A 22,187-nucleotide genomic window follows, 5' to 3' on the forward strand; every position below is an offset into this window, starting at 1 on the left:
CGTGCACCGATCAGTGGCCGTTGGCAAGCCGCGGCCGAGGCGTCAGACCGTTGGCGCACTGTTGGCCGGCGGGCAGCCGACCGCCGTGCCGGAGCCGGCAGCGGCGCGCAACGAGGCGCCGATCTGGTCGGCCAGACGGGCCACCGATCGCCGGTAGGCGGCGGCGATCGGCACCGTCCCGCTGCCCTGAACCGGCTCGACGATGCGTGTGCTGCATGGCTGGGCCGCGGCACCGCGTTGTGGCGGCAGCAGCGACCAGCGCGCGTCGAGCAGTGTGTTGCTGCCCGGCCGCGCATCGATGCGCTGTACATCGACAACGAGGCGCCATGCCGGCCGATCATCAGCTTCGGCCTGGCGCGGCAACGAACCATCGACGACACCCCAGCGCGCGGCGAGGCGCGACTGCAGCGCGGCGCGCAGTTCGTCGGCGAGCGGTGCAGCCCAGCGATCCTGCTCGAGCATCTGCAGCGTATCGTCTGCGCGGCGCACCAGCCACTGCGGCTGATCGACCGCCGGCGGAATGCCGACCGGCGCGACGACCAGCCGCAGCGGTGCGCCCACCGCAGCAACCTCGCTGGTCACGACGGGCCCGGCGTCCGAACCGAGCAGGCTGTGGAAACGCACTGCCGGCGGCGAGGACGCACAGCCGACCGCGAGCAACGCGGTGCCACACAGCAGCGCCAGAGCGGACCGACGGCTCGATGGCGTCGGCATCGAGTCCTCAAACGGCCGCAGCGCGGGCGACATTGGCAGAAAAATCTTCATCGCGGCGGGGCCGACGGGTCGGCGGTTGGCATCGGCGGGCGGGTCAACGAGCTTGGCAGGCGCGGCGCGGACGTCGACAGGGGTTCGTCGGCCGGCTTGCCGCGGATCAGCGACTGCGGATTGCGCTGCAGGTAGTCGGCCAGCACGCGCAGCGATTGCGCCGCGCGTTGCACCTCGGCCAGCGCCTGCTCGGTCTGCCGCTGCAGCGGCGCGGTCTCGTTGAGCAGGTTGCGGTCGAGGTTGTCGATCGACTGCTGCGCCTTGCCGAGCGTGGCCTGCAATTCCTCGACCGCCTTCATCGCCTCCGGCGTCAACCGGGTCACCGCGCGGTCGGCATTGCCGAGCGTCGATTTCGCGCTGCTGAAGGTCTCCTGCACATCGCGGCCGATCGCATCGAACGGTATGCGGCTGATCTTCTCGACGATCTGCGCCAGTTGGGGCTGGATTTCGCTCAATGTGCCCGGCACGGTCGGCAGCGTGATCACGCCTTCGGCCGCCGCCTGCTGTTCGGCCAGTGCCAGCCGCGCCTCGCGCTCGGCGCGCCGCTGTTCGCGTGTCTTTCGTTTGCCCGAGACGGCCGCGGTTTTCTGCCGGCCATCGGCGCCCGTCGCCGTACTGCCGTCGCGGAAGAAGTCGAGCGCGATGTAGAGCTGCCCGGTCAGCAGATTGCCGGTGCGCATCTGCGCCTTCAGGCCCTGCGCAACCAGTTTCTGCACCGCACGGGTGCTGTTGTCGCGGCCCTCGACATCACCGATCACCGCGCCGGCCGGTGGCGGCGGCAACGCATCGGCAGGCCCGAGCAAGGCGTCGCGCAGCTTGCCCAGGCGCAGCGGGAACAGATCCACCGTCACCTCGACCGGAAAGCGCCGGCGGCGGACATCGCGCATCAACTCGATCGTCTTCACCTTGCCGATCTCGACACCGAGAAAATCGACCGGCGCACCGATCACGAGCCCGCGCACCGAATGGTCGAACACCATCCTGGCCTGCACCGGCTCGCCATCGGGCGGCGCCAGCGCCGCCTTGCGATCGTTGAACAGCTTGAAGCGGCTGCCATCGGCGGCGGGCGGCTCGGGCAGCGCGGTCGGCAGCCGTTCGAAGGCAATGCCGCCGGCCAGCACCGACGACAGCGTCTGCGTGTCCAGCGTCAGGCCGTTCGCATTCAACGTCAGGTCGACGCCGCTGGCATTCCAGAACCGCGTCTGCGGCGTCACCAGTTGGTGGTAGGGCGCATCGATGAAGATCTTCACCGTCAGCTCATCCTGTTTCGGATCGAGCGAATGGCCGACGACGCGGCCGACCTTGGCCCGGCGGTAGTACACCGGCGAGCCGACATCGAGCGAACCGAGGTCGTCGGCGACCAGTGCAAAACTGGCTCCGGGCTCGCCACGCAGGATGAACGGCGGCGACTCGAGACCGACAAAACGGCGCCGCGACACATCGGAAACACCGGCGTCGACGCCGATATAGACGCCGGAGAACAAGGTGCCCAGCCCGCTGATGCCGGCGGTGCCGATGCGCGGGCGCACGACCCAGAACTGGGTGTCCTCGACGGCCATCGACGCTGCCGAGCGGTCCAGTTGCACCGTCGCGACGACGCGTTTGCGGTCGTCGCGCAGCGACACCTTCTCGACCCGGCCGACCACCACCTCCTTGAAGCGGACTTCGGTCTTGCCTTCCTCGAGCCCTTCAGCGGTGTTGAATTCGATCTGGATTCGCGGGCCGGTCTCGAGGTAGTTGCGCAGCAGCAGCGACGCACCGAGCAGGATCGCGACGATCGGCACCAGCCAGACCAGCGACAGGTGGAAACGGTTGGCCCTGGTCACTGTCGGCGTCGGCAGCGCCGGGTCGGCGGCAGGCCGCGGCTGATCGGTCGGGCGTTCGGTCATGCGGACATTCCGGGACTGCGGTTGCCGGTCGAGCGCCGGCGCGAGGGGCGAGATTGCCAGATCCAGCGCGGATCGAAATCATGGGTGGCCAGCATCGTCAATACGACGACTGCTGCAAACGCCAGCAGGCCGGGGCCCGACGACGCACTTGCCAGGTTGCCGAAACGTACCATGCCGACCAGCAGCACGACGACATAGACATCGAGCATCGACCAATGGCCGACCGCCTCGATCAGCCGGTACAGACGTGCCCGCTCGACGCGCCGCCACTGCGAGGCATGGTTGACGCTCCAGGCCAGCACCGCCAGCGCGCCGATCTTCACCAGCGGCACGACGATGCTGGCGACAAATACCAGCACCGCCAGGCCGATCGCACCGGCATGCCACAGCTCGACGATGCCGCCGATCAGCGTGTGCGGCGTCTCGCGCAGCGCCTGTGTCGTGCTCATCATCGGCATCAGGTTGGCGGGAATGAACAACACCAGCGCGGCAAACAGCAGCGCCCAGGTGCGTTGCAGGCCGAGTTGACGTGAATGCTCGATCGGATGACCGCAGCGTGGGCAGGACACCGGCGGCCCGGTCTCGTCGGCAACCGTGCCAACCCAACCGCAGCATTCGCAGCCCAGCCAACGGCGGCTGCCGGCTGAAACCTCAATCGGCCGCGGCGGTTCCTGCTCGGCCCAGAGATGGCGCAGCCCGGCGGACTCGATCGCAGCGAGCAGGATCGCCAGGCCGCCGAGCGCGACCAGCCCGGCACCGGCCGACGCCTGCGCCAGATCGGCGATCCGCACCAGCGACAACAAGGCGCCGATGGCCAGCACCGAGACGGTATTCCAGCGGCCGCTGGCATGCAGCAGCCGCATCGTCAAACCCATCCATGGCGGCACCCGGCGCTGCACGACCAGCGGCACCAGCACCAGCAAGCGAAGCGCGATGAAGGCTGCCGGCGCAATCACCGCGGTGATTGCGGCCAGCACCGCGACCAGCCGGGCGTCATCGCGCCACGCCGCGGCAATCGCCATCGGCACCGTTGTCGACACGTCGGCGCCGCGCAGGCTGATCGTGATCAGGTTGGCGCTGTTGGCGATCAGAAAGACGATCAGCGCTGCCACCGTCAGCGCCAGCAGCGCCTGGGCGTCGAGCCGGTGCCCGCGCGCAACGACCGCGTCGCAGCGGCTGCACCGGGCGAGTCGGCTCGGCGCCAGATCGACCCAGCGATGCGGCTGCGCGCACTCGGTGCAGACCAGCAGCGAAGGTGGTGTCACCGCATCGCGTGGTCCATCCTCGGCGGCGGGGTCGGCAGTGGCTGGTGCGGGAGACACTGATCCTGGATGCGGTCCTGCGAGAAGGCTTACTCGCGAGCGACCTGGCCGATCACGAGGCCGTCGATTTTCGCATTGCCGCTCGAGCCACACCGCTCATCGGCGTACGACGACGAAGCACAGGCAAGCGGCTGCTGCACCGCATTGGCCCAATGCAGGTGCGAGCGTGCGACCGCCTGTTGTGTCACGTTGTAGAAACTGGTCAGGAGAATCGCTGCCAGCAGCAGCGCTGCGGCGCCCCAAAGCCATTGCACGGTCGGGTGCGGTGTACGCGACACGGCATTTGCGTAGTCGCCCAGATTGTCCGAATGGCTGATCTCCCTCATCGCTTTCTCCCCATGCATCATCACCGGGGTCAGCTTATCGAGAGAGGTGTCGTCAGACATTCGGCCAACTGCGCTGCCGCACGTCGGATAGCACCTACCCGACGCACCTCGAGGTCGAGGTTACTGCCGAGTGCGCGCGTCGCCAGCGCCGCATCAACGATCTCAGCCGGCTTCATCGGCCGCCGCGCCGGTCAGCCGCCACGCAGCTGGTCCTCTCGCAGCTTGATGCATTGCGGATGGTTCTTGAAGCGGGCTCCGGCACATTGTTCGTGCATGCAGAACGGCCGCGCGAGCAGCCGCTGGTCGGCACAGGCTTCCTGCGGGCTGTTGGCCAGCGCCGCCGGCGGCTTCGACGGCTCGGCCTCTGCCGCTGGCGGTGTGTAGGCCGGCGCGGCAGGCCGCGGTGCCGGCTTCGGCGCAACCGCCTGCCGCGGCGGCGGCGTCACCGGCGCGGCCGGCGGCGGCTCGACTGGCCGCGGCGTTTGCGCAACCGGCGGCGGCGGCAGGCTGGACGGCGGCGGCGTCGCCTGCTCGATGGTCGGCGGCGTGGCCGGCATCGGCTGCGCCGGCACTTCAGCCGGCCGCTCGGCAGTCGTCGGCAGGCTTGGCAAGCCGGTTGGCGACTGTGCCGGCGTGTCGGCTGCTCCAGCGGTCGACGGCGCTGTGGTGGGCTGCGCATCAGGCGGCGTCGCCGCGGTCGGCGCCGGCGTGCTTTCGCCTGGCGGCGTCGCCGTCGCGGCCGGCGGCGCGGTCGCGTCGTCGCCGCTGGTGAACCAGTAGCCGCCGCCAATGACCAGCAGCAAGACGACCGCCAGGCCGGCCCAGATCAGCTTGCGCGAAGAGCCGCCGTCGTCGGCTGTTGCGCTGGCGGCCATCGCCTCAGCGGATTCACGCGCTTCGATCGCCGGCGCCGCGGCAGCGGGTGGCGGCGGTGGTGGGTATGCGGCAGCTCCTGTCGCCGGCGCAGGCTCACCGAGCAGGTCGAGCAGCGATGAATCCGATGGGGCCGGCATCGCCTGGGGTGCCGGTTCGGGCATCGGCGGCACTGCGCCGGCCATGCCGCCGGCCGCCGCCGCTGGCGTTGCCGTCGGCGGTCGCGGCGGCACCCGCATCATCACCGTGGCATCGCTGTCGTCGTCATCCGGCGGCGGCGCATCGGCCGACGTGCGGTTGCCCGAATTCAGCAGGCCAGAGCCACCGGCCGCCGGCGCAAACGGCGTGCCGCACAGCTTGCAGACCTTGGCAGCGTCGGTATTTTCCGTATCGCAGCGACTACAGACTTTCGTCATCGATTCCTCCAGCTGCCTGTCGAGGCGGATGGCCTTTGACGCGGCCCGGCATCCGCTCCAGCACGGCGCATGCGGCCGATCAGCGCCGCATCACGCGGAGCGCTTCGAGCATAACCCGACGCTGCAGCGCCGACGCCGAACTCGGCGCCGCGCTCGCGCGTCATGCAACACTTTCACGTTTTGCCGCTCGCCGGCCGCCTCCGGCCTGTGCTACAAGGATTTTTCTCGCCTCGCGCCATACCGATGCCAGTCTCGTTCGACGGCCAGCTCGTCGTAGCCATTTCGTCGCGTGCCCTGTTCGATTTCGAGGAGGAGAACCTGCTGTTCGAATCGCAGGACGACCGCGCCTACATGCAGCTGCAGCTCGACCGGCTCGATGTGACGGCAAAGCCGGGCGTCGCGTTTTCGCTGGTCAACAAGCTGCTGGCATTCAATGTCGACAAACCGCTGGTCGAGGTCGTGATCCTGTCGCGCAACGATCCGGTCTCCGGCATGCGGGTGTTCCGTTCGGCCCAGCACTACGGGATGCCGATACAGCGCGGTGTGTTCACCCGTGGCGGATCGCCTTGGCGATATCTGCGGCCGCTGAACGCCAACCTCTTTCTGTCGGCCAACGAGGACGACGTCCGCTCGGCATTGCGGTGCGCGGTGCCGGCGGCGCGGGTCTTTCCGCACAGCAAGCGCGCCTCCGACGCCCATCCGGACGAAGTGAGGATTGCCTTCGACGGCGATGCGGTGCTGTTCTCGGACGAATCCGAGCAGGTATTCCAGCGCGGCGGGCTCGACGCCTTCCAGGCCCACGAGCGCGACCACGCGACCCATCCGCTGGCCGCCGGGCCGTTCAAGCCGGTGCTGCTTGCGCTGCAGCGGCTGCAGCACCGCCCGGCCGGCGGCATGCGCATCCGCACCGCGCTCGTCACCGCGCGCAGCGCGCCGGCCCACGAGCGGGCGATCCGCACGCTGATGGACTGGAATATCGAGGTCGACGAGGCGATGTTCCTCGGTGGGTTGCCGAAAGGCGAGTTCCTGCGCGAGTTCGAACCCGACTTCTTCTTCGACGACCAGACCGGGCACATCGAGAATGCCGCGCTGCACGTGCCGTCGGGGCACGTTGCCGCCGGTATCTCCAATCCGTGAGGCGATTCCGCCCCATCGCTCAAGGCTGGCGGTAGGCGCGCAAGGCCTGCAGGTCGAGCACGCGGACGCCGCCGTATTCGATGCGGATCACGCCTGCCTCCTGCATCCGCTGCAGCGCCTCGTTGACGCGCTGACGTGACAGGCCGACGAGGTAGCCGAGCTCGAGCTGGGTGATGCGCAGGATCTCGCCGACGCCCGGATAAAGCACCGGGTGGAACAGCGCCGCGAGGCTGCGCGCAACCCGGGCATCGGGGTCGCTCATGCGGTCGATCTCGCGTGCGGCAATGAACTGGCCGAGCCGCTCGTTGAGCTGCTGGGTGATGAAGCGGTTGAACGGGATGCTGCGGTCGACCAGCCAGTGGAAGGTATCGACGCCGAGGCCGGCGACCAGGCTGCGCCGCAGCGCCTCGATGTTGTAGCGGTAGGGCTCGCGCTTGAGCACCGTGCCCTCGCCGAACCAGCCGCCCGGCGGAATGCCGGTGAAGGTGATCGGGATGCCCTGCAACGAATCGTTGCTCATTTTCAGCAGGCCGTCGATGACGCCGAACCAGAAGGTCGCCGGCCGGCCGACCCTGCACAGGACTTCGCCGGGATCGATCTCGACCACTTGCAGGTCGGCGGTCACGCGATTGCGCTCATCGGCCTGCAGCGAAGCCAGCCACGGGATGCCGGCCAGTTCGTCGCGCCCGGCCAGTCGCGCGCGGGTGAGCAAGGGCGGCGCCTTGCCATCGATGGAATTGCTTGAGGCGGAGCCCTCTACGGACCGATGGCCAACATGCTGATCAGGGCGCATTGCGGGAAAGACCTCTGCGGACAGACCCTAGGATTGTCGTCAGAACGACAGCATGGCGTCAAACCTGGCCCTACAGTGCGCTTGCGGTTGGTGCAGCAAGCGCCACGCGAACAACCCATAACCAGGAGACCGCGGTGCAGATGGATTTTCCGCGACTGCTGCTGAAACATGCCGAAGAACGACCGGACGCACCGGCGATGCGTGAAAAGGTCTACGGCATCTGGCAGACGATGAGCTGGTCGGCACTGGCAACGCTGGTGCGTGAAATCGCCGGCGGGCTGGCCGCCGCCGGGCTGAAGCGCGACGACCACATCGTCGTCGTCGGCGACAACCGGCCTCGCCTTTATGCGTCGATGCTGGCCGCGCAATCGCTCGGCGCGGTGCCGATCCCGCTGTACCAGGATGCGGCGGCCGCCGAATTCGCCTTCCCGATCAACAACGCCGACGTCGCGATGGCGATCGTCGAGGATCAGGAGCAGGTCGACAAGATGCTCGAGCTGCGCGACTCGTGCCCGCAACTCGCCCGCATCTGGTACGACGATGGCCGCGGCATGCGCAATTACGACGAGCCGGGGCTGGCCTCGCTCGATGCGCTGATCGAGGCCGGCCGCGCCCACGCCGCTGCCCATTCCGGCTTTTTCGAAGCCGAGATCGCAAAGGTCAAGGCAGACGACGTCGCGGCGATGTTTTTCACCTCGGGCACCACTGGCAATCCGAAAGGGGTCGTCCACACCCATACCAGCCTGCTCGATCGCGCCCGCGCCGGCGCCGAGTTCGACAAGCTGAGCCATGACGAGGAGGTGCTGGCCTATCTGCCGCCGGCCTGGATCGGCCAGAACATCTTCAGCTATGCGCAGTGGCTGGTATGCGGTTATGTCGTCAACTGCCCGGAGTCGGCCGAGACGGTGATGATCGACCTGAAGGAAATCGGCCCGACCTACTATTTCGCGCCGCCGCGGGTCTTCGAAGGGCTGCTCACCAGCGTGATGATCCGGATGGAGGACGCCGCGGCGATCAAGCGCCGGCTGTTCGAACATTTCATGGAGGTGGCCAAACGCATCGGCCCGGCGCTGATGGACGGCAAGTCGGTCGCCAGCGACGGCAAGCCGATCGGCGCGGCCGACCGGCTGCAGTACGCGCTCGGCAACATCCTTGTTTACGGGCCGCTGCGCAATACGCTCGGCCTGAACCGCGTGCGCGTCGCCTACACCGCCGGCGAGGCGATCGGGCCGGACCTGTTCACGTTCTACCGCTCGATCGGCATCAATCTGAAACAGCTCTACGGCTCGACAGAAACCGCGGTTTTTGTCTGCCTGCAGCCCGACAACGAGGCGCGGGCCGACACCGTGGGCGTGCCGATTTCCGGCGTCGAGGTGCGCGTCGAAGCCAATGGCGAGATCATGATCAAGTCGCCGGGGCTGCTGAAGGAGTACTACAAGAATCCCGAGGCGACGCGTGAAGTGCTGAGCGCCGACGGCTGGTACCACACCGGTGATGCCGGCTTCCTCGATGCCGGCGGCCACCTGAAGATCATCGACCGCGCAAAGGATGTCGGCCGACTTGCGGGCGGGCCGAACGACGGCGCGATGTTCGCGCCGAAATATGTCGAGAACAAGCTGAAATTCTTCCCGCACATCAAGGAAGTTGTCGCCTACGGCGACAAGCGCAGCACGGTGTGCGTCTTCATCAACATCGACTTCGAAGCAGTCGGCAACTGGGCCGAGAAGCGCAACCTGCCGTATGCCGGCTATACCGATCTGGCGCAGAAGCCCGAGGTCTACGAACTGGTTCGCGAATGCGTCGAGAAGGTCAACGCCGATCTTGCTGCCGACCAGATGCTTGCCGGCAGCCAGGTCAGCCGCTTCCTGATCCTGCACAAGGAACTCGATGCCGACGACGGTGAACTGACCCGCACCCGCAAGGTCCGCCGCGGCTTCATCGCCGATCGCTATCAGGAACTGGTCGATGCGCTGTATGGCGGCAAGACCGAGCAATATATCGAGACCGCGGTCAAGTTCGAGGATGGCCGCACCGGCAAGGTGTCTGCGACGCTGAAGATCCAGGACGTCAAGACCTTCGCACCGATGGGGAAGGCAGCATGAACGGTGGCCGCAAGATCGGCGAGGTCATCCTCGACATCCAGAACATCAGCCTGAGCTTCGGCGGTGTGAAGGCATTGAGCAACATCAGCTTCAATGTCCGCGAGCACGAGATCCGCGCGATCATCGGGCCGAACGGCGCCGGCAAGAGTTCGATGCTGAACTGCATCAATGGCGTCTATACGCCGCAGGAAGGAAGCATCACCTTCCGCGGCAAGACCTTCAGCCACATGAACAGCCGGCAGGTTGCCGAACTGGGTGTCGCACGCACCTTCCAGAATCTGGCGCTGTTCAAGGGCATGAACGTCATCGACAACATCATGACCGGCCGCAACCTGAAGATGAAGACCAACCTCTTCCTGCAGGCGCTGCACCTCGGTCCGGCCGCGCGCGAGGAAGCCGAGCACCGCGATTTTGTCGAACGGATCATCGACTTTCTCGAGATCCAGGCCTACCGCAAGACGCCGGTCGGCCGACTGCCCTATGGCTTGCAGAAGCGCGTCGACCTCGGCCGAGCGCTGGCGATGGAGCCGCAGGTGCTGCTGCTCGACGAGCCTATGGCCGGCATGAACGTCGAGGAAAAGCAGGACATGAGCCGCTTCATCCTCGACGTCAACGACGAATTCGGCACGACGATCGTGCTGATCGAACACGACATGAGCGTCGTGATGGACATCTCGGACCGCGTCGTCGTGCTCGATTACGGCAAGAAGATCGGCGACGGCACACCCGACGAGGTGCGCAACAACGAGGAAGTCATCAGCGCCTACCTCGGCACAACCCACTGACGGAAGCGGCCCATGGGATTTTTCATTGAAACCCTGATCGGCGGCCTGATGGCCGGGATGCTGTATTCGCTGATCGCACTCGGCTTCGTGCTGATCTTCAAGGCGAGCGGCGTGTTCAATTTCGCGCAAGGCGCAATGGTGCTGTTCGCGGCGCTGGCGATGGCGCGTTTTGCCGAGTGGATTCCGTCCTGGCTCGGCTTCGAGAGCCAGGTCATCGGCAACATCCTCGGCTTCCTGGCGGCGATGGTCGTGATGATCATCGCGGCCTGGCTGATCGAAAAGCTGGTGCTCGGCAAACTCGTCAACCAGGAAGGCATCACGCTGCTGATGGCCACGTTGGGCATCACCTATTTTCTCGACGGCTTCGGCCAGACGCTGTTCGGCAGCGACATCTACAAGATCGACATCGGCCTGCCGAAGGAACCGACCTTCCTGTTCCAGGACACCTTCCAGGGCGGCATCCTGCTCAGCAAGGAAGACCTCTATGCAGCGTTGATCGCCGCCGCGCTGGTCGCCGTGTTGTCGCTGTTTTTCCAGAAGACCAAGACCGGCCGCGCGCTGCGTGCGGTGGCCGACGACCACCAGGCGGCGCAGTCGATCGGCATTCCGCTGTCGCGGATCTGGATCATCGTCTGGAGCGTCGCCGGCTTCGTCGCGCTGGTCGCCGGAATGATCTGGGGCAGCAAGCTCGGCGTGCAGTTTTCGCTGTCGCTGGTGGCGCTGAAGGCATTGCCGGTGGTGATCCTCGGCGGGCTGACCAGCGTGCCCGGCGCGATCATCGGCGGGCTGATCATCGGCGTCGGCGAAAAGCTGTCGGAGATCTACCTCGGCCCCTTCCTCGGCGGCGGCATCGAGATCTGGTTCGCCTATGTATTGGCGCTCGTTTTCCTGCTGGTGCGGCCGCAGGGCCTGTTCGGCGAGAAGATCATTGACCGCGTATGAATAGGCTCCCCCCCGAAGCGCCTTCGGCGCCTCCCCCCCAGGGGGGCGTCGCCAGCGGACCGGCAAAGCCGGATCCGCGGCGACTGCTTGATCGTGTTCGGTGCAGCGCCGAATTTGGTGACGTGGATGACCTGAAACCTTTCAAGTGCCCTCGGGGGCCCCTACTCGAGGCTTAAGAACATGCTTTATCGCGAAAACGGCCAGTTCAAGACCAGCTACGCTGCCGACCAGCAGATCTTCCCGATCCGCCAGGACCGGGTGATGATCGCGCTGCTGCTGATCTTCGCAGCGGTCATCGTGCCGCTGACGGCGTCGGAATACCTGTTCCGCGCCATCCTGATCCCGTTCCTGATCCTGTCGCTGGCCGCGCTCGGGCTGAACATCCTGGTCGGCTACTGCGGCCAGATCTCGCTCGGCACCGGCGCCTTCATGGCGGTCGGCGCCTATGCCGCGTACAACTTCATGGTCCGCATCCAGGGCATGCCGCTGGTACCGGCGCTGCTGCTCGGCGGCCTGTGCGCGACCATCGTCGGCGTGTTGTTCGGCATACCGTCGCTGCGCATCAAGGGGCTGTATCTGGCGGTCGCGACACTGGCCGCGCAGTTCTTCACCGACTGGGCTTTTCTGCGCATCAACTGGTTCACCAACAATTCGGCGTCCGGCTCGGTGTCGGTCGCCGGGCTGAATGCCTTCGGCTGGACGATCAATACGCCAGTCGAGAAATACCTGTTCTGCCTCGGCTTCCTGATCGTTTTCGGTCTGATCGCGAAAAACCTGGTGCGCAGCCACATCGGCCGCGAATGGATGGCGATCCGCGACATGGACGTCGCCGCAGCGGTGATCGGCATCCGTCCGGTCTACGCGAAGCTGACCGCATTCGCGATCAGCTCGTTCATCGTCGGCGTCGCCGGAGCCTTGTGGGGCTTCGTTCATCTGGGTTCGTGGGAGCCGGCGGCATTCAACATCGACCGCTCGTTCCAGCTGCTGTTCATGGTCATCATCGGCGGGCTCGGCTCGATCATGGGCAGCTTCTTCGGCGCCGCCTTCATCGTGATCCTGCCGATCGCGCTCGACATCCTCGGCGTGCAGGTCGGCTTCGATACCGCGCTGGCTTCGCACCTGACCTTCATGGTCTTCGGCGCGCTGATCGTCTTCTTCCTGATCGTCGAGCCGCACGGACTCGCGCGGCTGTGGTCGATCGGCAAGGAGAAGCTGCGCCTGTGGCCGTTCCCGCATTGAGCAAGCTCCGTTTTCACCACGCACTGACGAGTGCACTTTTCCAACCAACCACTCCAGGAGACAGACAATGAAATTCAAGTCCATCGTCATGGCGGCTGCCGTGACCGCGACCGGATTGGCCGGCATCGCGACCGAGGCGTTGGCGCAGGCCAAGGAACAGTTCTTCCCGGCGCTGGTTTATCGCACCGGCGCCTATGCACCGAACGGCGTGCCGTTCGCCAACGGCTATATCGACTACCTGAAGCTCGTCAATGCCAAGGGCGGCATCAACGGCGTCAAGGTGATATGGGAGGAATGCGAAACCGGTTATGCGACCGACAAGGGCGTCGAATGTTATGAACGCCTGAAGGGCAAGAACGGCGGCGCGACCGTCTTCCAGCCGCTGTCGACAGGCATCACTTTCGCGTTGACCGAAAAGGCGCCGATCGACAAGATTCCGCTGATCACTTCCGGCTACGGCCGCAGCGAGAGCCAGGATGGCGGCGTCTTCAAATGGAATTTCCCGCTGGTCGGCACCTACTGGGTCGCCGCCGACGTGCTGGTGCAGCACATCGGCGCGAAGGAAGGCGGACTCGACAAGCTGAAGGGCAAGAAGATCGCGCTGGTCTACCACGACAGCCCGTACGGCAAGGAGCCGATCCCGCTGCTCGAGGAGCGCAGCAAGATGCACGGCTTCGAGCTGCAGCTGCTGCCGGTGACCCATCCGGGTGTCGAGCAGAAGGCGACCTGGCTGCAGATCCGCCAGAACCGCCCCGACTATGTGCTGCTGTGGGGCTGGGGCGTGATGAACTCGACGGCGCTGAAGGAGGCCGTCGCGACCGGGTATCCGCGCGAGAAGATGTACGGCGTCTGGTGGTCGGGTGCCGAGCCTGACGTAAAGGACGTCGGCGCCGGCGCCAAGGGCTACAACGCGTTGGCGCTGCAGCATGGCGCCGAGCCGAACTCCAAGGTTGCCCAGGACGTGCTGAAGATGGTGCACGACAAGGGCCAGGGCACCGGCCCGCGTGACGAGGTCGGGCAGGTGCTGTACATGCGTGGCCTGACCGCGGCGATGCTCGCCGTCGAAGGTGTCGCCCGTGCCCAGGAGCGCTTCGGCAAAGGCAAGGTGATGACCAGCGAGCAGGCACGCTGGGGTTACGAAAACCTCGCACTTGACCAGAAGAAGCTCGACGCGCTCGGCTTTGCCGGCGTGATGCGCCCGGTCTCGACCTCGTGTGTCGACCACATGGGTGCGTCGTGGGCCCGCATCCACACCTGGGACGGTTCGAAGTGGAACTTCACCAGCGACTGGCTGCAGGCCGATTCGCAGATCCTGAAGCCGATGGTCAAGAACGCTGCCGACAAATATGCAGCCGACAAGAAGCTGACCCGCCGCACGCCGGAAGACTGCCAGGCTTGAGCGGGCACGCCCGCTCAAGCCTGGCAGCAGGCTGAGTGGGCTCCCACCCCTTCCCCTCCCTCCGTGAGGGAGGGGTGGATGGCACCCCCGGCCCCGCCATGCGGGGGCGGGCCCTGACGGGCCCTTTTCGATGTGCCGCTGGCGGCCCATCGAAAAGTTTGAGGACCACTGATGAGCAACATACTCCTGAACGTCAACGGCATCGAGGTCATCTACAACCACGTGATCCTGGTGCTGAAGGGCGTCTCGCTGCAGGTGCCGGAGGGCCGCGTCGTTGCGCTGCTCGGCGGCAACGGCGCCGGCAAGACGACGACGCTGCGCGCGGTCAGCAACCTTCTGGCCGGCGAACGCGGCGAGGTGACCAAGGGTTCGATCGAACTGCGCGGCGAACGGATCGAGAAGTTGACGACCTCCGAGATGGTCAACCGCGGCGTGGTCCAGGTGATGGAAGGCCGGCATTGCTTCGCCCACCTGACGATCGAGGAAAACCTGCTGACCGGCGCCTACACGCGCAAGGACGGCAATGCAGCGATCAAGGCGACGCTGGAGAAGGTCTATACCTATTTCCCGCGCCTGAAGACACGGCGCAGTTCGCAGGCCGCGTACACCTCCGGCGGCGAGCAGCAGATGTGCGCGATCGGCCGCGCGCTGATGGCCAATCCGAAGATGGTGCTGCTCGACGAGCCGTCGATGGGGCTGGCACCGCAACTGGTCGAGGAGGTGTTCGAGATCGTCAAGGACCTGAACACCAAGGAGAAGGTCACCTTCCTGCTTGCCGAACAGAATACGAACATCGCGCTGCGCTATTCCGATTACGGCTACATCCTCGAGAACGGCCGCATCGTGATGGACGGCGAGGCGAAGTCGCTGCGCGAAAACGAGGACGTCAAGGAGTTCTACCTCGGCATGGGTGGCGCAGGTTCCGAGCGCAAGAGTTTCCGCGACGTCAAGAGCTACAAGCGGCGCAAGCGCTGGCTGGCCTGAACCGACGCTGCCGCGGCAACACCGTCCACTGCCGCGGCCATCGAGGACGATTTCAATGAGCGACGAGACATTCGGCTTCGCGCCACCCCCATTCAAACCCGACGAGGCACTGCAGCGGCTGCGCCGCGAATTGCGTGGCCTCGGCCTCGAGGAGCGCGAAGGCGCATTCGAACGCCGCGGCCTGCGGATGGCGCGCGCGGCGCTTGCCGACGGCGAGCTGGTGGCCGCTGTCGCCAGACAGCCGGCGCGCTCGCCGGAGTGGCAGCAGCGGCGCATCGCCAGCAGCGCCGACCTGAGGGACTTTGTCGCCGATCTGAAAAAGCGGATCGCCGGCTGGAGTGAACGTGACGAATAAGACCACCCCCACGGCGACGGACTCGCCGTTCTACGACCAGCTGGAAATCCGCGATCCGCAGCAGCGCGAGCGCGAGCTGTTTGCTGCGCTGCCTGAGCGCATTGCCCACGCACGGACGCAGACGCCCGCCTTCGGCGAGATCATGGCCGCCATCGACCCGGCCGCGATCAACAGCCGCGAGGCCTTGTCCCGGTTGCCGGTGACCCGCAAGCAGCAGCTGTTCGAGCGCCAGCGCTCGGCCGACACCGACGTCTTCGGCGGCTTTTCGGCGGTCGGCTGGCGCGGCCTGCGGGCGGCAGGCGGCGCACGGCGCGTCTTCCAGTCGCCGGGGCCGATCTACGAACCCGAGGGTTCCGCCGCTGACTACTGGCGCACGGCGCGGGCGATCCATGCCGCCGGCTTCCGCCGCGGCGATCTGCTGCACAACAGCTTCAGCTACCACTTGACGCCGGCCGGCTCGATGATGGAATGCGGAGCCCAGGCGGTCGGCTGCACGGTATTTCCCGGCGGTGTCGGCAATACCGAGCTGCAGCTGCAGGCGATCGCCGAATTGCGAACCGACGGTTATGTCGGCACACCGAGCTTCCTGAAGATCCTGATCGAGAAGGCCGAGCAGAGCGGCCTGTCGATCGATTCGCTGAAGAAGGCGCTGGTCAGTGGCGAGGCCTTTCCGCCGTCGCTGCGCGACTGGCTCGGCGAACGCGGCATTGCGGCCTACCAGTGTTATGCCTCTGCCGACCTCGGCCTGATCGCCTACGAGACCTCGGCCCGCGAAGGCCTGGTGGTCGATGAAGGCGTGATCGTCGAGATTGTCCGCCCCGGCACCGGCATCCCGGTGCCCGACGGTGAGGTCGGCGAACTGGTCGTCACGACGCTGAACCCGGACTATCCGCTGATCCGGTTCGGCACCGGCGATCTGTCGGCGGTGCTGCCCGGCCAGTGTCCGACCGGCCGCACCAATCGACGCATCAAGGGCTGGATGGGTCGAGCCGACCAGACCGCGAAGGTGCGGGGCATGTTCGTCCACCCGGAGCAGATCGCCGAGATCCTGCGCCGCCATCCGGAGATCGGCAAGGGGCGGCTGGTGATCAGCGGCGAGATGGCCAACGACCAGATGCGCCTGCGGGTCGAAATCAACGAGTCTGCCGAAGGCATGGCGACGCAGATCGAGGACACGATGCGCGACGTCACGAAGCTGCGTGGCGAGGTCGAGTTGTGCCGTCCGGGCAGCCTGCCGAACGACGGCAAGGTGATCGAGGACGCCAGAAGCTACGACTGAGGCGCCGGGCAGGCCCTAGTCAGCATACTGGCCGGCGGCCTTGATCACCTCGGCCCATTTGCGAAGCTGCGTCGCGACAAAGCGCTTGTGCTCGGCCGGCTCGAGCCGGTTGTCACTGATGACGACGGCGCCGAGCGCCTCCTGCCGGCGGACGAACTCCGGATCCTGCAGTGCCTGCCTCAACACGTCGTTCAGCTTGGCGAGCACCGGCGCCGGCGTCTCCTTCGGCGCGTAAAGGCCGTGCCAGATGCTGACGTTGAAACCTTTCAGCCCTGCTTCGTCGAGCGTTGGCAGCCCGGCCAGAGACGGTGCAACCAGCCGGCGCGCTGTGGTCACGCCATAGACCTTGACGCGGCCGGCCTCGATCTGGCCGCTGGTATTGGTGGTCTGGTCACACAGCAGATCGACGTGGCCGGCCAGCAGATCGGCGAGCGCCGGCGCCGTCCCCTTGTACGAAACCGTATTCATGTTGACGCCGACGCTCTGCTGGAATATCAGGCCGCACAGATGTGATGCGGCGCCGAGCCCGGCATTGGCGAGATTGACCCTGCCCTTGTTCTGGCTCAGCCAGGTGCGCAGTTCGGCGAAATCCTCGGCCGGCAGCGTCGGCCGGCCGATCAGCGTCATCGGCACCTCGACGATCATGCCGAGGTATGCGAAGTCGTTCAGCGTGTCGTACGGCAGACTCCGGTACAACGCGGGTGCGGTCGACAGGCCGATATGGGCCAGCAGCAACGTGTAACCGTCGTTGCCGGCCCTGGCAACCCGGGTCGCGGCCAGCGTGCCGCCGGCGCCGGCGACATTTTCGATCGTGATCGAGACCGCTCCCATTGCCCGGCGCATCGCGTCGGCGAGGTCGCGCGCGACCCGGTCGGTCGGTCCACCGGCGGCAAACGGCACCACCAGCGTGATCGGCCGGGCCGGATAGTCGGCACCGGCGGCCAGCGGCAAGGCAAGTGCCGCCGTCAGCAGCAGCCTGGAGATGCCGGCGATCGCGAACATGGTCGGGACCGTGGCAGCAGGCCGGCTCAGGCCAGCGTCACGCGGACAAACCTGCGCTTGCCAACCTGCAACACGAAGCTGCCGGCAACCAGCTTCAGCGCCTTGTCGCTGACGACGCTGCCGTCGATGCGCACGCCGCCGCCGTCGATCAGGCGGTTTGCCTCGCTGGTCGACGGCGCGAGCCCCGTCTGCTTCAGCAGCGCGCCGATGCCGAGCGGGGCACCCTGCAGCGTCAGCTCGGCGATATCCTGCGGGATGCCGCCGCGGGCACGCAGTTCGAAATCCTCCGCCGCGGCCTCGGCGGCGCCGGCACTGTGGAAGCGGGTCGTGATCTCGCGTGCCAGCTCGACCTTGATCTCCTTCGGATTGCGGCCTTCGGCGATCTCGCGCCGGAAACCTTCGATCTCGGCCTCCGAGCGCATGCTCAGCAGCGCGAAATAGCGCCACATCAGCGTATCGCTGATCGACAGCAGCTTGGCGAACATCGTATTCGCCGGCTCGGTGATGCCGATGTAGTTGCCCTTGCTCTTCGACATCTTCTCGACGCCGTCGAGCCCCTCGAGCAGCGGCATCGTCAGGATGCACTGCGGCTCCTGGCCATATTCGGCCTGCAGGACGCGGCCGACCAGCAGGTTGAATTTCTGGTCGGTGCCGCCGAGTTCGAGGTCGCTTTTCAGCGCCACCGAGTCATAACCCTGCATCAGCGGATACAGCAGTTCGTGCACCGAAATCGGGTTGCCGGCCTTGTAGCGCTCGGCAAAATCGTTGCGCTCCATCATCCGCGCCAGCGTATAGCGCGACGCGAGCTGGATCATCCCGCGCGCCCCGAGCTGGTCGCTCCATTCGGAGTTGTAACGGATCTCGGTGCGCGCCGGATCGAGCACCAGGCTGGCCTGGCGATAGTAGGTCTGGGCATTGGCCTCGATCTGCTCGCGCGTCAGCGGCGGGCGGGTCGTGTTGCGTCCCGAAGGATCCCCGATCGTCGACGTGAAGTCGCCGATCAGGAAGATCACCTGGTGGCCCAGATCTTGCAGCTGGCGCATCTTGTTCAGCACGACGGTGTGGCCGATGTGGATATCGGGCGCTGTCGGATCGAGCCCGAGCTTGATCCGCAGCGGCTGGCCGGTGGCTTCCGAGCGTGCCAGCTTGTTCAACCACTCGTCCTGCGGCAGCAGTTCGTCACAATGGCGACGCGAAATCTCCAGCGCCTCGAGCGCCTTGTAGGAAATCGGGAAGGGCTGCGCGGGATGTCCGCTGATGGTCTGGCTGGAGGTCATCGTGTAGGGCTTTGGGTTTCCCCGATCGTTTTTACGGGTGCGCCAGATATAATTTCGTGCAAATGCTGCGGTCAGCCCGCAGTGATACAGGAATCAGCGGGCTTCGCATCTCGGCTCGTCGCGATTCTAGAAGACACGACCATCCGTCCACCCGGCCTGCCCCACCCGACCCCGGTGGCGCCTGCGCCTCAGCCGAGCTTACCGCTCCTGCCTGAATTGATTTCGTCAGAATCCCTCGATCGAGCTTTATCTTCGGTGGCCCGCCGGACCGGCCACCACGCCACCACCTTCCTCGGCAACCACTCGCGCAGCATCACCGCTGCAGTGGTGGTTGTGCTCGCCGGCTTCGGCGCCACCGCATTCGGCATTGCGCCGATGGTCGCGCAGGAACCGGTCGACCTGACGACCCGCATCATCAGCGAAAACGTCGTGCCCGACGACATCTCGAGCCAGCTCGAGGCGCTGGCCGCGCACCGGGTTTCGCTGTACCGCAGCGAGCTGACCCGCAGCGGCGACACCGTCGACAGCCTGTTGAAGCGGCTCGGCATCGTTGATGCCGAAGCAGCCGCCTTCCTGCGCGACGACGCCACCGCGCGCCAGATGTTCACCGGCCGCACCGGCAAGATGGTTCAGGCACGGATCGACGAACAGGGTCGGTTCGAGGAACTGGTGGTGCGTTATGCACCCGAAGACAGCGCGCTGATCGGCAGCCACTTCACGCGGCTGACGGTGAGCCGGGTTGCCGAGCAGCCGGCGCAGTTCGAGACCAAGGTCGAGGTTGCCGAGCTGCAGATCCGGCAGCGGCTGGGCAGCGGCACGATTCGCCATTCGCTGTTTGCCGCCGCCGATGACGCACGGGTGCCCGATGTCGTCGCCAGCCAGATCGCCGAGATCTTTTCTGCCGACATCGACTTCCGGCGCCAGCTGCGCCGCGGCGATACCTTCAGCGTCGTCTATGAAGCCCTGCTCGCCGACGGCGAGCTGATCAACTGGAATCAGGGCGCCGGCCGGGTGCTGGCTGCCGAGTTCGTCAACGACGGCACGGTGCACAGCGCGGTCTGGTTTGCCGATCCGGCAGCCAGCGGCAGCGCCGCACGTGGCGCCTATTACGACATGAACGGGCAGAACAAGCGCCGCTCGTTCCTTGCCAGCCCGCTCGAATTCTCGCGGGTCACATCCGGATTCTCGATGCGCCTGCATCCGATCCTGCGCACCTGGCGGCAGCACAAGGGTGTCGACTACGGCGCGCCGACCGGCACCCCCGTCCGTACCGTCGGCGACGGCGTGATCGAGTTCGCCGGCAGCCAGGGCGGCTACGGCAATGTCGTGAAGGTCCGGCACACCAACAACCGCGTCACCGTCTACGCGCACCTGAGCCGCGTCAATGTTCGCCGCGGCGAGCGCGTCGAGCAGGGCGACACGATCGGTGCGGTCGGCTCGACCGGCTGGGCGACCGGACCGCATCTGCACTTCGAGTTCATCGTCGGCGGCGACCACATCGACCCGATGATTGTTGCCCGCTCGTCGGAAACCAACGAGATCACGGCCAGGACCCGTCCGGTCTTCGACCGGCTGATCAGCGGCATCCGCACCCAGCTGACGCTGGCGCAGACGGCGTCACGCCAGACCGAATACGCAGAGTGAGCGCCGCGCGTGTCGGGCCCGGCAACGGGCCGACCCGGCGGCGCCAACGCCCGTCCTGACCCACCCAGCGCATGGCGGAGTTGTTCATCGGCCTGATGTCGGGCACCTCGCTGGACGGCATGGACGGCGTGCTGGTCGACCTCGGCGACTGCGATGCCGGCCGGCTGCAGGTGCTGGCCCATGCGCATCTCCCATATGCCGACGTGCTCGGCGAAGAACTGCTGGCACTCAACGCCAGCGGCAGCAATGAGATGCACCGGACCGCATTGGCCGGCAATGCCGTCGCTAGAGTCTGTGCCGAGGTCGCCCGCGCGCTGCTCGAAACATCGGCGACCACCGCATCCGCAGTGCGTGCGATCGGCGCTCATGGCCAGACGGTACGGCATCGGCCCGGCGAATTCGACGGCATCGGCTATACGGTGCAGATCAACAATGCGGCCCTGCTGGCCGAACTGACCGGCATCGACACCGTCGCCGATTTCCGTTCCCGCGATGTCGCTGCCGGCGGCCAGGGAGCGCCGCTGGTTCCGGCCTTCCACCGGGCGGTATTCGGCCGCCCAGGACGCTGCGATGCGGTGCTCAACATCGGCGGCATGAGCAACATCACGGTGCTTCGGCGCGACGGCTCGACGACCGGTTTCGACTGCGGGCCGGGCAATGCCCTGCTCGATCTGTGGTGCCAGCGCCATCTCGACACTGCCTACGATGAAAACGGCCAGTGGGCGGCCGGCGGCAGGCCTGATGCCGACCTGCTGGCACGGCTGCTGGCGGATCCGTTCTTTTCCGCAAGCCCGCCGAAGAGCACCGGTCGTGACCATTTCAATGCGCAGTGGCTCGATGGCCATCTGGCAGCGTCGAGCGGCGCGGCAGCCACCTCAGCGCAGGACATACAGGCGACGCTGACCGAACTGACCGCGGCGGTGTGTGCGGCCGAGATGCTGCGCCACGCGCCGGACGCCGAACGCCTGCTGGTCTGTGGCGGCGGCGCGTTGAATGCCGAACTGATGCGCAGGCTGGCGGCCAAACTGCCAAGCGTGGAGGTCGTGGCCAGCGACGAAGCCGGCCTGCCGGCCAATCAGGTCGAGGCGGTGGCGTTTGCCTGGCTGGCCCGCGCCTGCCTGCTGCGCCGGCCGGGCAACCTGCAGGAAGTCACCGGCGCGCAGGGACCGCGCATCCTCGGCGCCGTTTATCCGGGCCGCTGAAGCAGCCGTCGGATGGCCAAAACAAAGGCCGCCCGCAGGCGGCCTTGCACTGGCAGGAAACGCAGATCAGACCGAGAAGCTCGAGCCGCAGCCACAAGTGGTCGTCGCGTTCGGATTCTTGATCACGAACTGAGCACCCTGCAGGTCGTCCTTGTAGTCGATCTCGGCGCCGGCCAGGTACTGCAGGCTCATCGCGTCGATCAGCAGCGTGACGCCGTTCTTGTTCATCTGCGTATCGTCTTCATTGACCATCTCGTCGAAGGTGAAGCCGTACTGGAAACCGGAGCAGCCGCCACCCTGCACGAAGACGCGCAGTTTCAGGTCGGGATTGCCTTCCTCGTCGACCAGTTCCTTGACCTTCGACGCGGCGCTGTCGGTAAAGACCAGCGGCACCGGTGGTGCATCGAGATCGGTCGCGGGATTGTTCTGTTCTGCTACTGCGTTCATGACTGGCAC

20 protein-coding genes are annotated in these 22,187 nt (G+C 66.3%); 11 read left to right on the forward strand and 9 right to left on the reverse strand.

What is annotated here, in order from left to right; all coding sequences use genetic code 11:
• Positions 1-42: 42 nt before the first annotated feature.
• From ACNH6H_RS07215 to ACNH6H_RS07235, 5 genes are all read right to left on the reverse strand, one after another.
• The gene (locus tag ACNH6H_RS07215; protein WP_418316810.1) at positions 43-714 is read right to left on the reverse strand and encodes a PqiC family protein; all 672 of its coding nucleotides are present in this window, start codon (positions 712-714) and stop codon (positions 43-45) included.
• 47 nt (positions 715-761) lie between these two features.
• Positions 762-2,654, reverse strand: a complete 1,893-nt coding sequence (locus tag ACNH6H_RS07220) for an intermembrane transport protein PqiB (protein WP_418316811.1) — start codon at positions 2,652-2,654, stop codon at positions 762-764.
• Positions 2,651-3,976 (reverse strand): paraquat-inducible protein A, encoded by a 1,326-nt coding sequence (locus ACNH6H_RS07225; protein ID WP_418316812.1) that lies wholly within the window; start codon positions 3,974-3,976, stop codon positions 2,651-2,653. Before ACNH6H_RS07225 ends, ACNH6H_RS07220 begins: the two co-directional genes overlap by 4 nt.
• A gap of 29 nt (positions 3,977-4,005) precedes the next feature.
• Positions 4,006-4,362 carry a hypothetical protein gene (locus ACNH6H_RS07230; protein WP_418316813.1) on the reverse strand — a complete coding sequence of 119 codons (357 nt, stop codon included), beginning with the start codon at positions 4,360-4,362 and terminating at the stop codon, positions 4,006-4,008.
• 131 nt (positions 4,363-4,493) lie between these two features.
• Entirely contained in the window at positions 4,494-5,591 is a 1,098-nt protein-coding gene (locus ACNH6H_RS07235; protein ID WP_418316814.1) for a hypothetical protein, read from the reverse strand.
• 243 nt (positions 5,592-5,834) lie between these two features.
• Here ACNH6H_RS07235 and ACNH6H_RS07240 point away from each other — a divergent pair, with 243 nt between their 5' ends.
• A complete protein-coding gene (locus ACNH6H_RS07240) occupies positions 5,835-6,728 on the forward strand; it encodes a 5'-nucleotidase (RefSeq protein ID WP_418316815.1) in 894 nt (297 codons plus the stop codon).
• Positions 6,729-6,747: 19 nt separating this feature from the next.
• On the opposite strand, the gene ACNH6H_RS07245 is transcribed toward ACNH6H_RS07240, so the two are convergent.
• Entirely contained in the window at positions 6,748-7,440 is a 693-nt protein-coding gene (locus ACNH6H_RS07245; RefSeq protein WP_418316816.1) for a Crp/Fnr family transcriptional regulator, read from the reverse strand.
• A 215-nt stretch (positions 7,441-7,655) separates the two neighbouring features.
• Here ACNH6H_RS07245 and ACNH6H_RS07250 point away from each other — a divergent pair, with 215 nt between their 5' ends.
• From ACNH6H_RS07250 to ACNH6H_RS07285, 8 genes are all read left to right on the forward strand, one after another.
• Positions 7,656-9,623, forward strand: coding sequence for an AMP-dependent synthetase/ligase (locus ACNH6H_RS07250; RefSeq protein ID WP_418316817.1), 1,968 nt, complete (start codon positions 7,656-7,658; stop codon positions 9,621-9,623).
• Positions 9,620-10,408 (forward strand): ABC transporter ATP-binding protein, encoded by a 789-nt coding sequence (locus ACNH6H_RS07255; protein WP_418316818.1) that lies wholly within the window; start codon positions 9,620-9,622, stop codon positions 10,406-10,408. Before ACNH6H_RS07250 ends, ACNH6H_RS07255 begins: the two co-directional genes overlap by 4 nt.
• 12 nt (positions 10,409-10,420) lie before the next feature.
• Positions 10,421-11,350: a branched-chain amino acid ABC transporter permease gene (locus ACNH6H_RS07260; RefSeq protein WP_418316819.1), complete on the forward strand. Its 930-nt coding sequence runs from the start codon at positions 10,421-10,423 to the stop codon at positions 11,348-11,350.
• Positions 11,351-11,530: 180 nt separating this feature from the next.
• The gene (locus tag ACNH6H_RS07265; protein WP_418316820.1) at positions 11,531-12,589 is read left to right on the forward strand and encodes a branched-chain amino acid ABC transporter permease; all 1,059 of its coding nucleotides are present in this window, start codon (positions 11,531-11,533) and stop codon (positions 12,587-12,589) included.
• Between the two features lie 67 nt (positions 12,590-12,656).
• Entirely contained in the window at positions 12,657-13,988 is a 1,332-nt protein-coding gene (locus ACNH6H_RS07270) for an ABC transporter substrate-binding protein (protein WP_418316821.1), read from the forward strand.
• Positions 13,989-14,159: 171 nt separating this feature from the next.
• A complete protein-coding gene (locus tag ACNH6H_RS07275; protein ID WP_418316822.1) occupies positions 14,160-14,972 on the forward strand; it encodes an ABC transporter ATP-binding protein in 813 nt (270 codons plus the stop codon).
• Between the two features lie 55 nt (positions 14,973-15,027).
• On the forward strand, positions 15,028-15,327 hold the full coding sequence (locus ACNH6H_RS07280) for a hypothetical protein (RefSeq protein ID WP_418316823.1): 300 nt from the start codon (positions 15,028-15,030) through the stop codon (positions 15,325-15,327).
• Positions 15,317-16,606, forward strand: coding sequence for a phenylacetate--CoA ligase family protein (locus ACNH6H_RS07285; RefSeq protein WP_418316824.1), 1,290 nt, complete (start codon positions 15,317-15,319; stop codon positions 16,604-16,606). Before ACNH6H_RS07280 ends, ACNH6H_RS07285 begins: the two co-directional genes overlap by 11 nt.
• Before the next feature lie 15 nt (positions 16,607-16,621).
• On the opposite strand, the gene ACNH6H_RS07290 is transcribed toward ACNH6H_RS07285, so the two are convergent.
• Entirely contained in the window at positions 16,622-17,608 is a 987-nt protein-coding gene (locus ACNH6H_RS07290) for a tripartite tricarboxylate transporter substrate-binding protein (protein ID WP_418316825.1), read from the reverse strand.
• Between the two features lie 26 nt (positions 17,609-17,634).
• Positions 17,635-18,885: a tyrosine--tRNA ligase gene (tyrS, locus tag ACNH6H_RS07295; RefSeq protein ID WP_418316826.1), complete on the reverse strand. Its 1,251-nt coding sequence runs from the start codon at positions 18,883-18,885 to the stop codon at positions 17,635-17,637.
• A 255-nt stretch (positions 18,886-19,140) separates the two neighbouring features.
• Here tyrS and ACNH6H_RS07300 point away from each other — a divergent pair, with 255 nt between their 5' ends.
• A complete protein-coding gene (locus tag ACNH6H_RS07300; RefSeq protein ID WP_418316827.1) occupies positions 19,141-20,529 on the forward strand; it encodes a M23 family metallopeptidase in 1,389 nt (462 codons plus the stop codon).
• Between the two features lie 71 nt (positions 20,530-20,600).
• The gene (locus ACNH6H_RS07305; RefSeq protein ID WP_418316828.1) at positions 20,601-21,731 is read left to right on the forward strand and encodes an anhydro-N-acetylmuramic acid kinase; all 1,131 of its coding nucleotides are present in this window, start codon (positions 20,601-20,603) and stop codon (positions 21,729-21,731) included.
• 66 nt (positions 21,732-21,797) lie between these two features.
• Here the strand turns inward: ACNH6H_RS07305 and erpA are convergent, their stop codons facing one another.
• Positions 21,798-22,178 carry an iron-sulfur cluster insertion protein ErpA gene (gene erpA / locus ACNH6H_RS07310; protein ID WP_418316829.1) on the reverse strand — a complete coding sequence of 127 codons (381 nt, stop codon included), beginning with the start codon at positions 22,176-22,178 and terminating at the stop codon, positions 21,798-21,800.
• Positions 22,179-22,187: the final 9 nt, after the last annotated feature.

Source organism: Pseudideonella sakaiensis (assembly GCF_048320135.1).
In the GTDB taxonomy this organism is placed as follows: Bacteria; Pseudomonadota; Gammaproteobacteria; order Burkholderiales; family Burkholderiaceae_C; genus Ideonella_A; species Ideonella_A sakaiensis_A.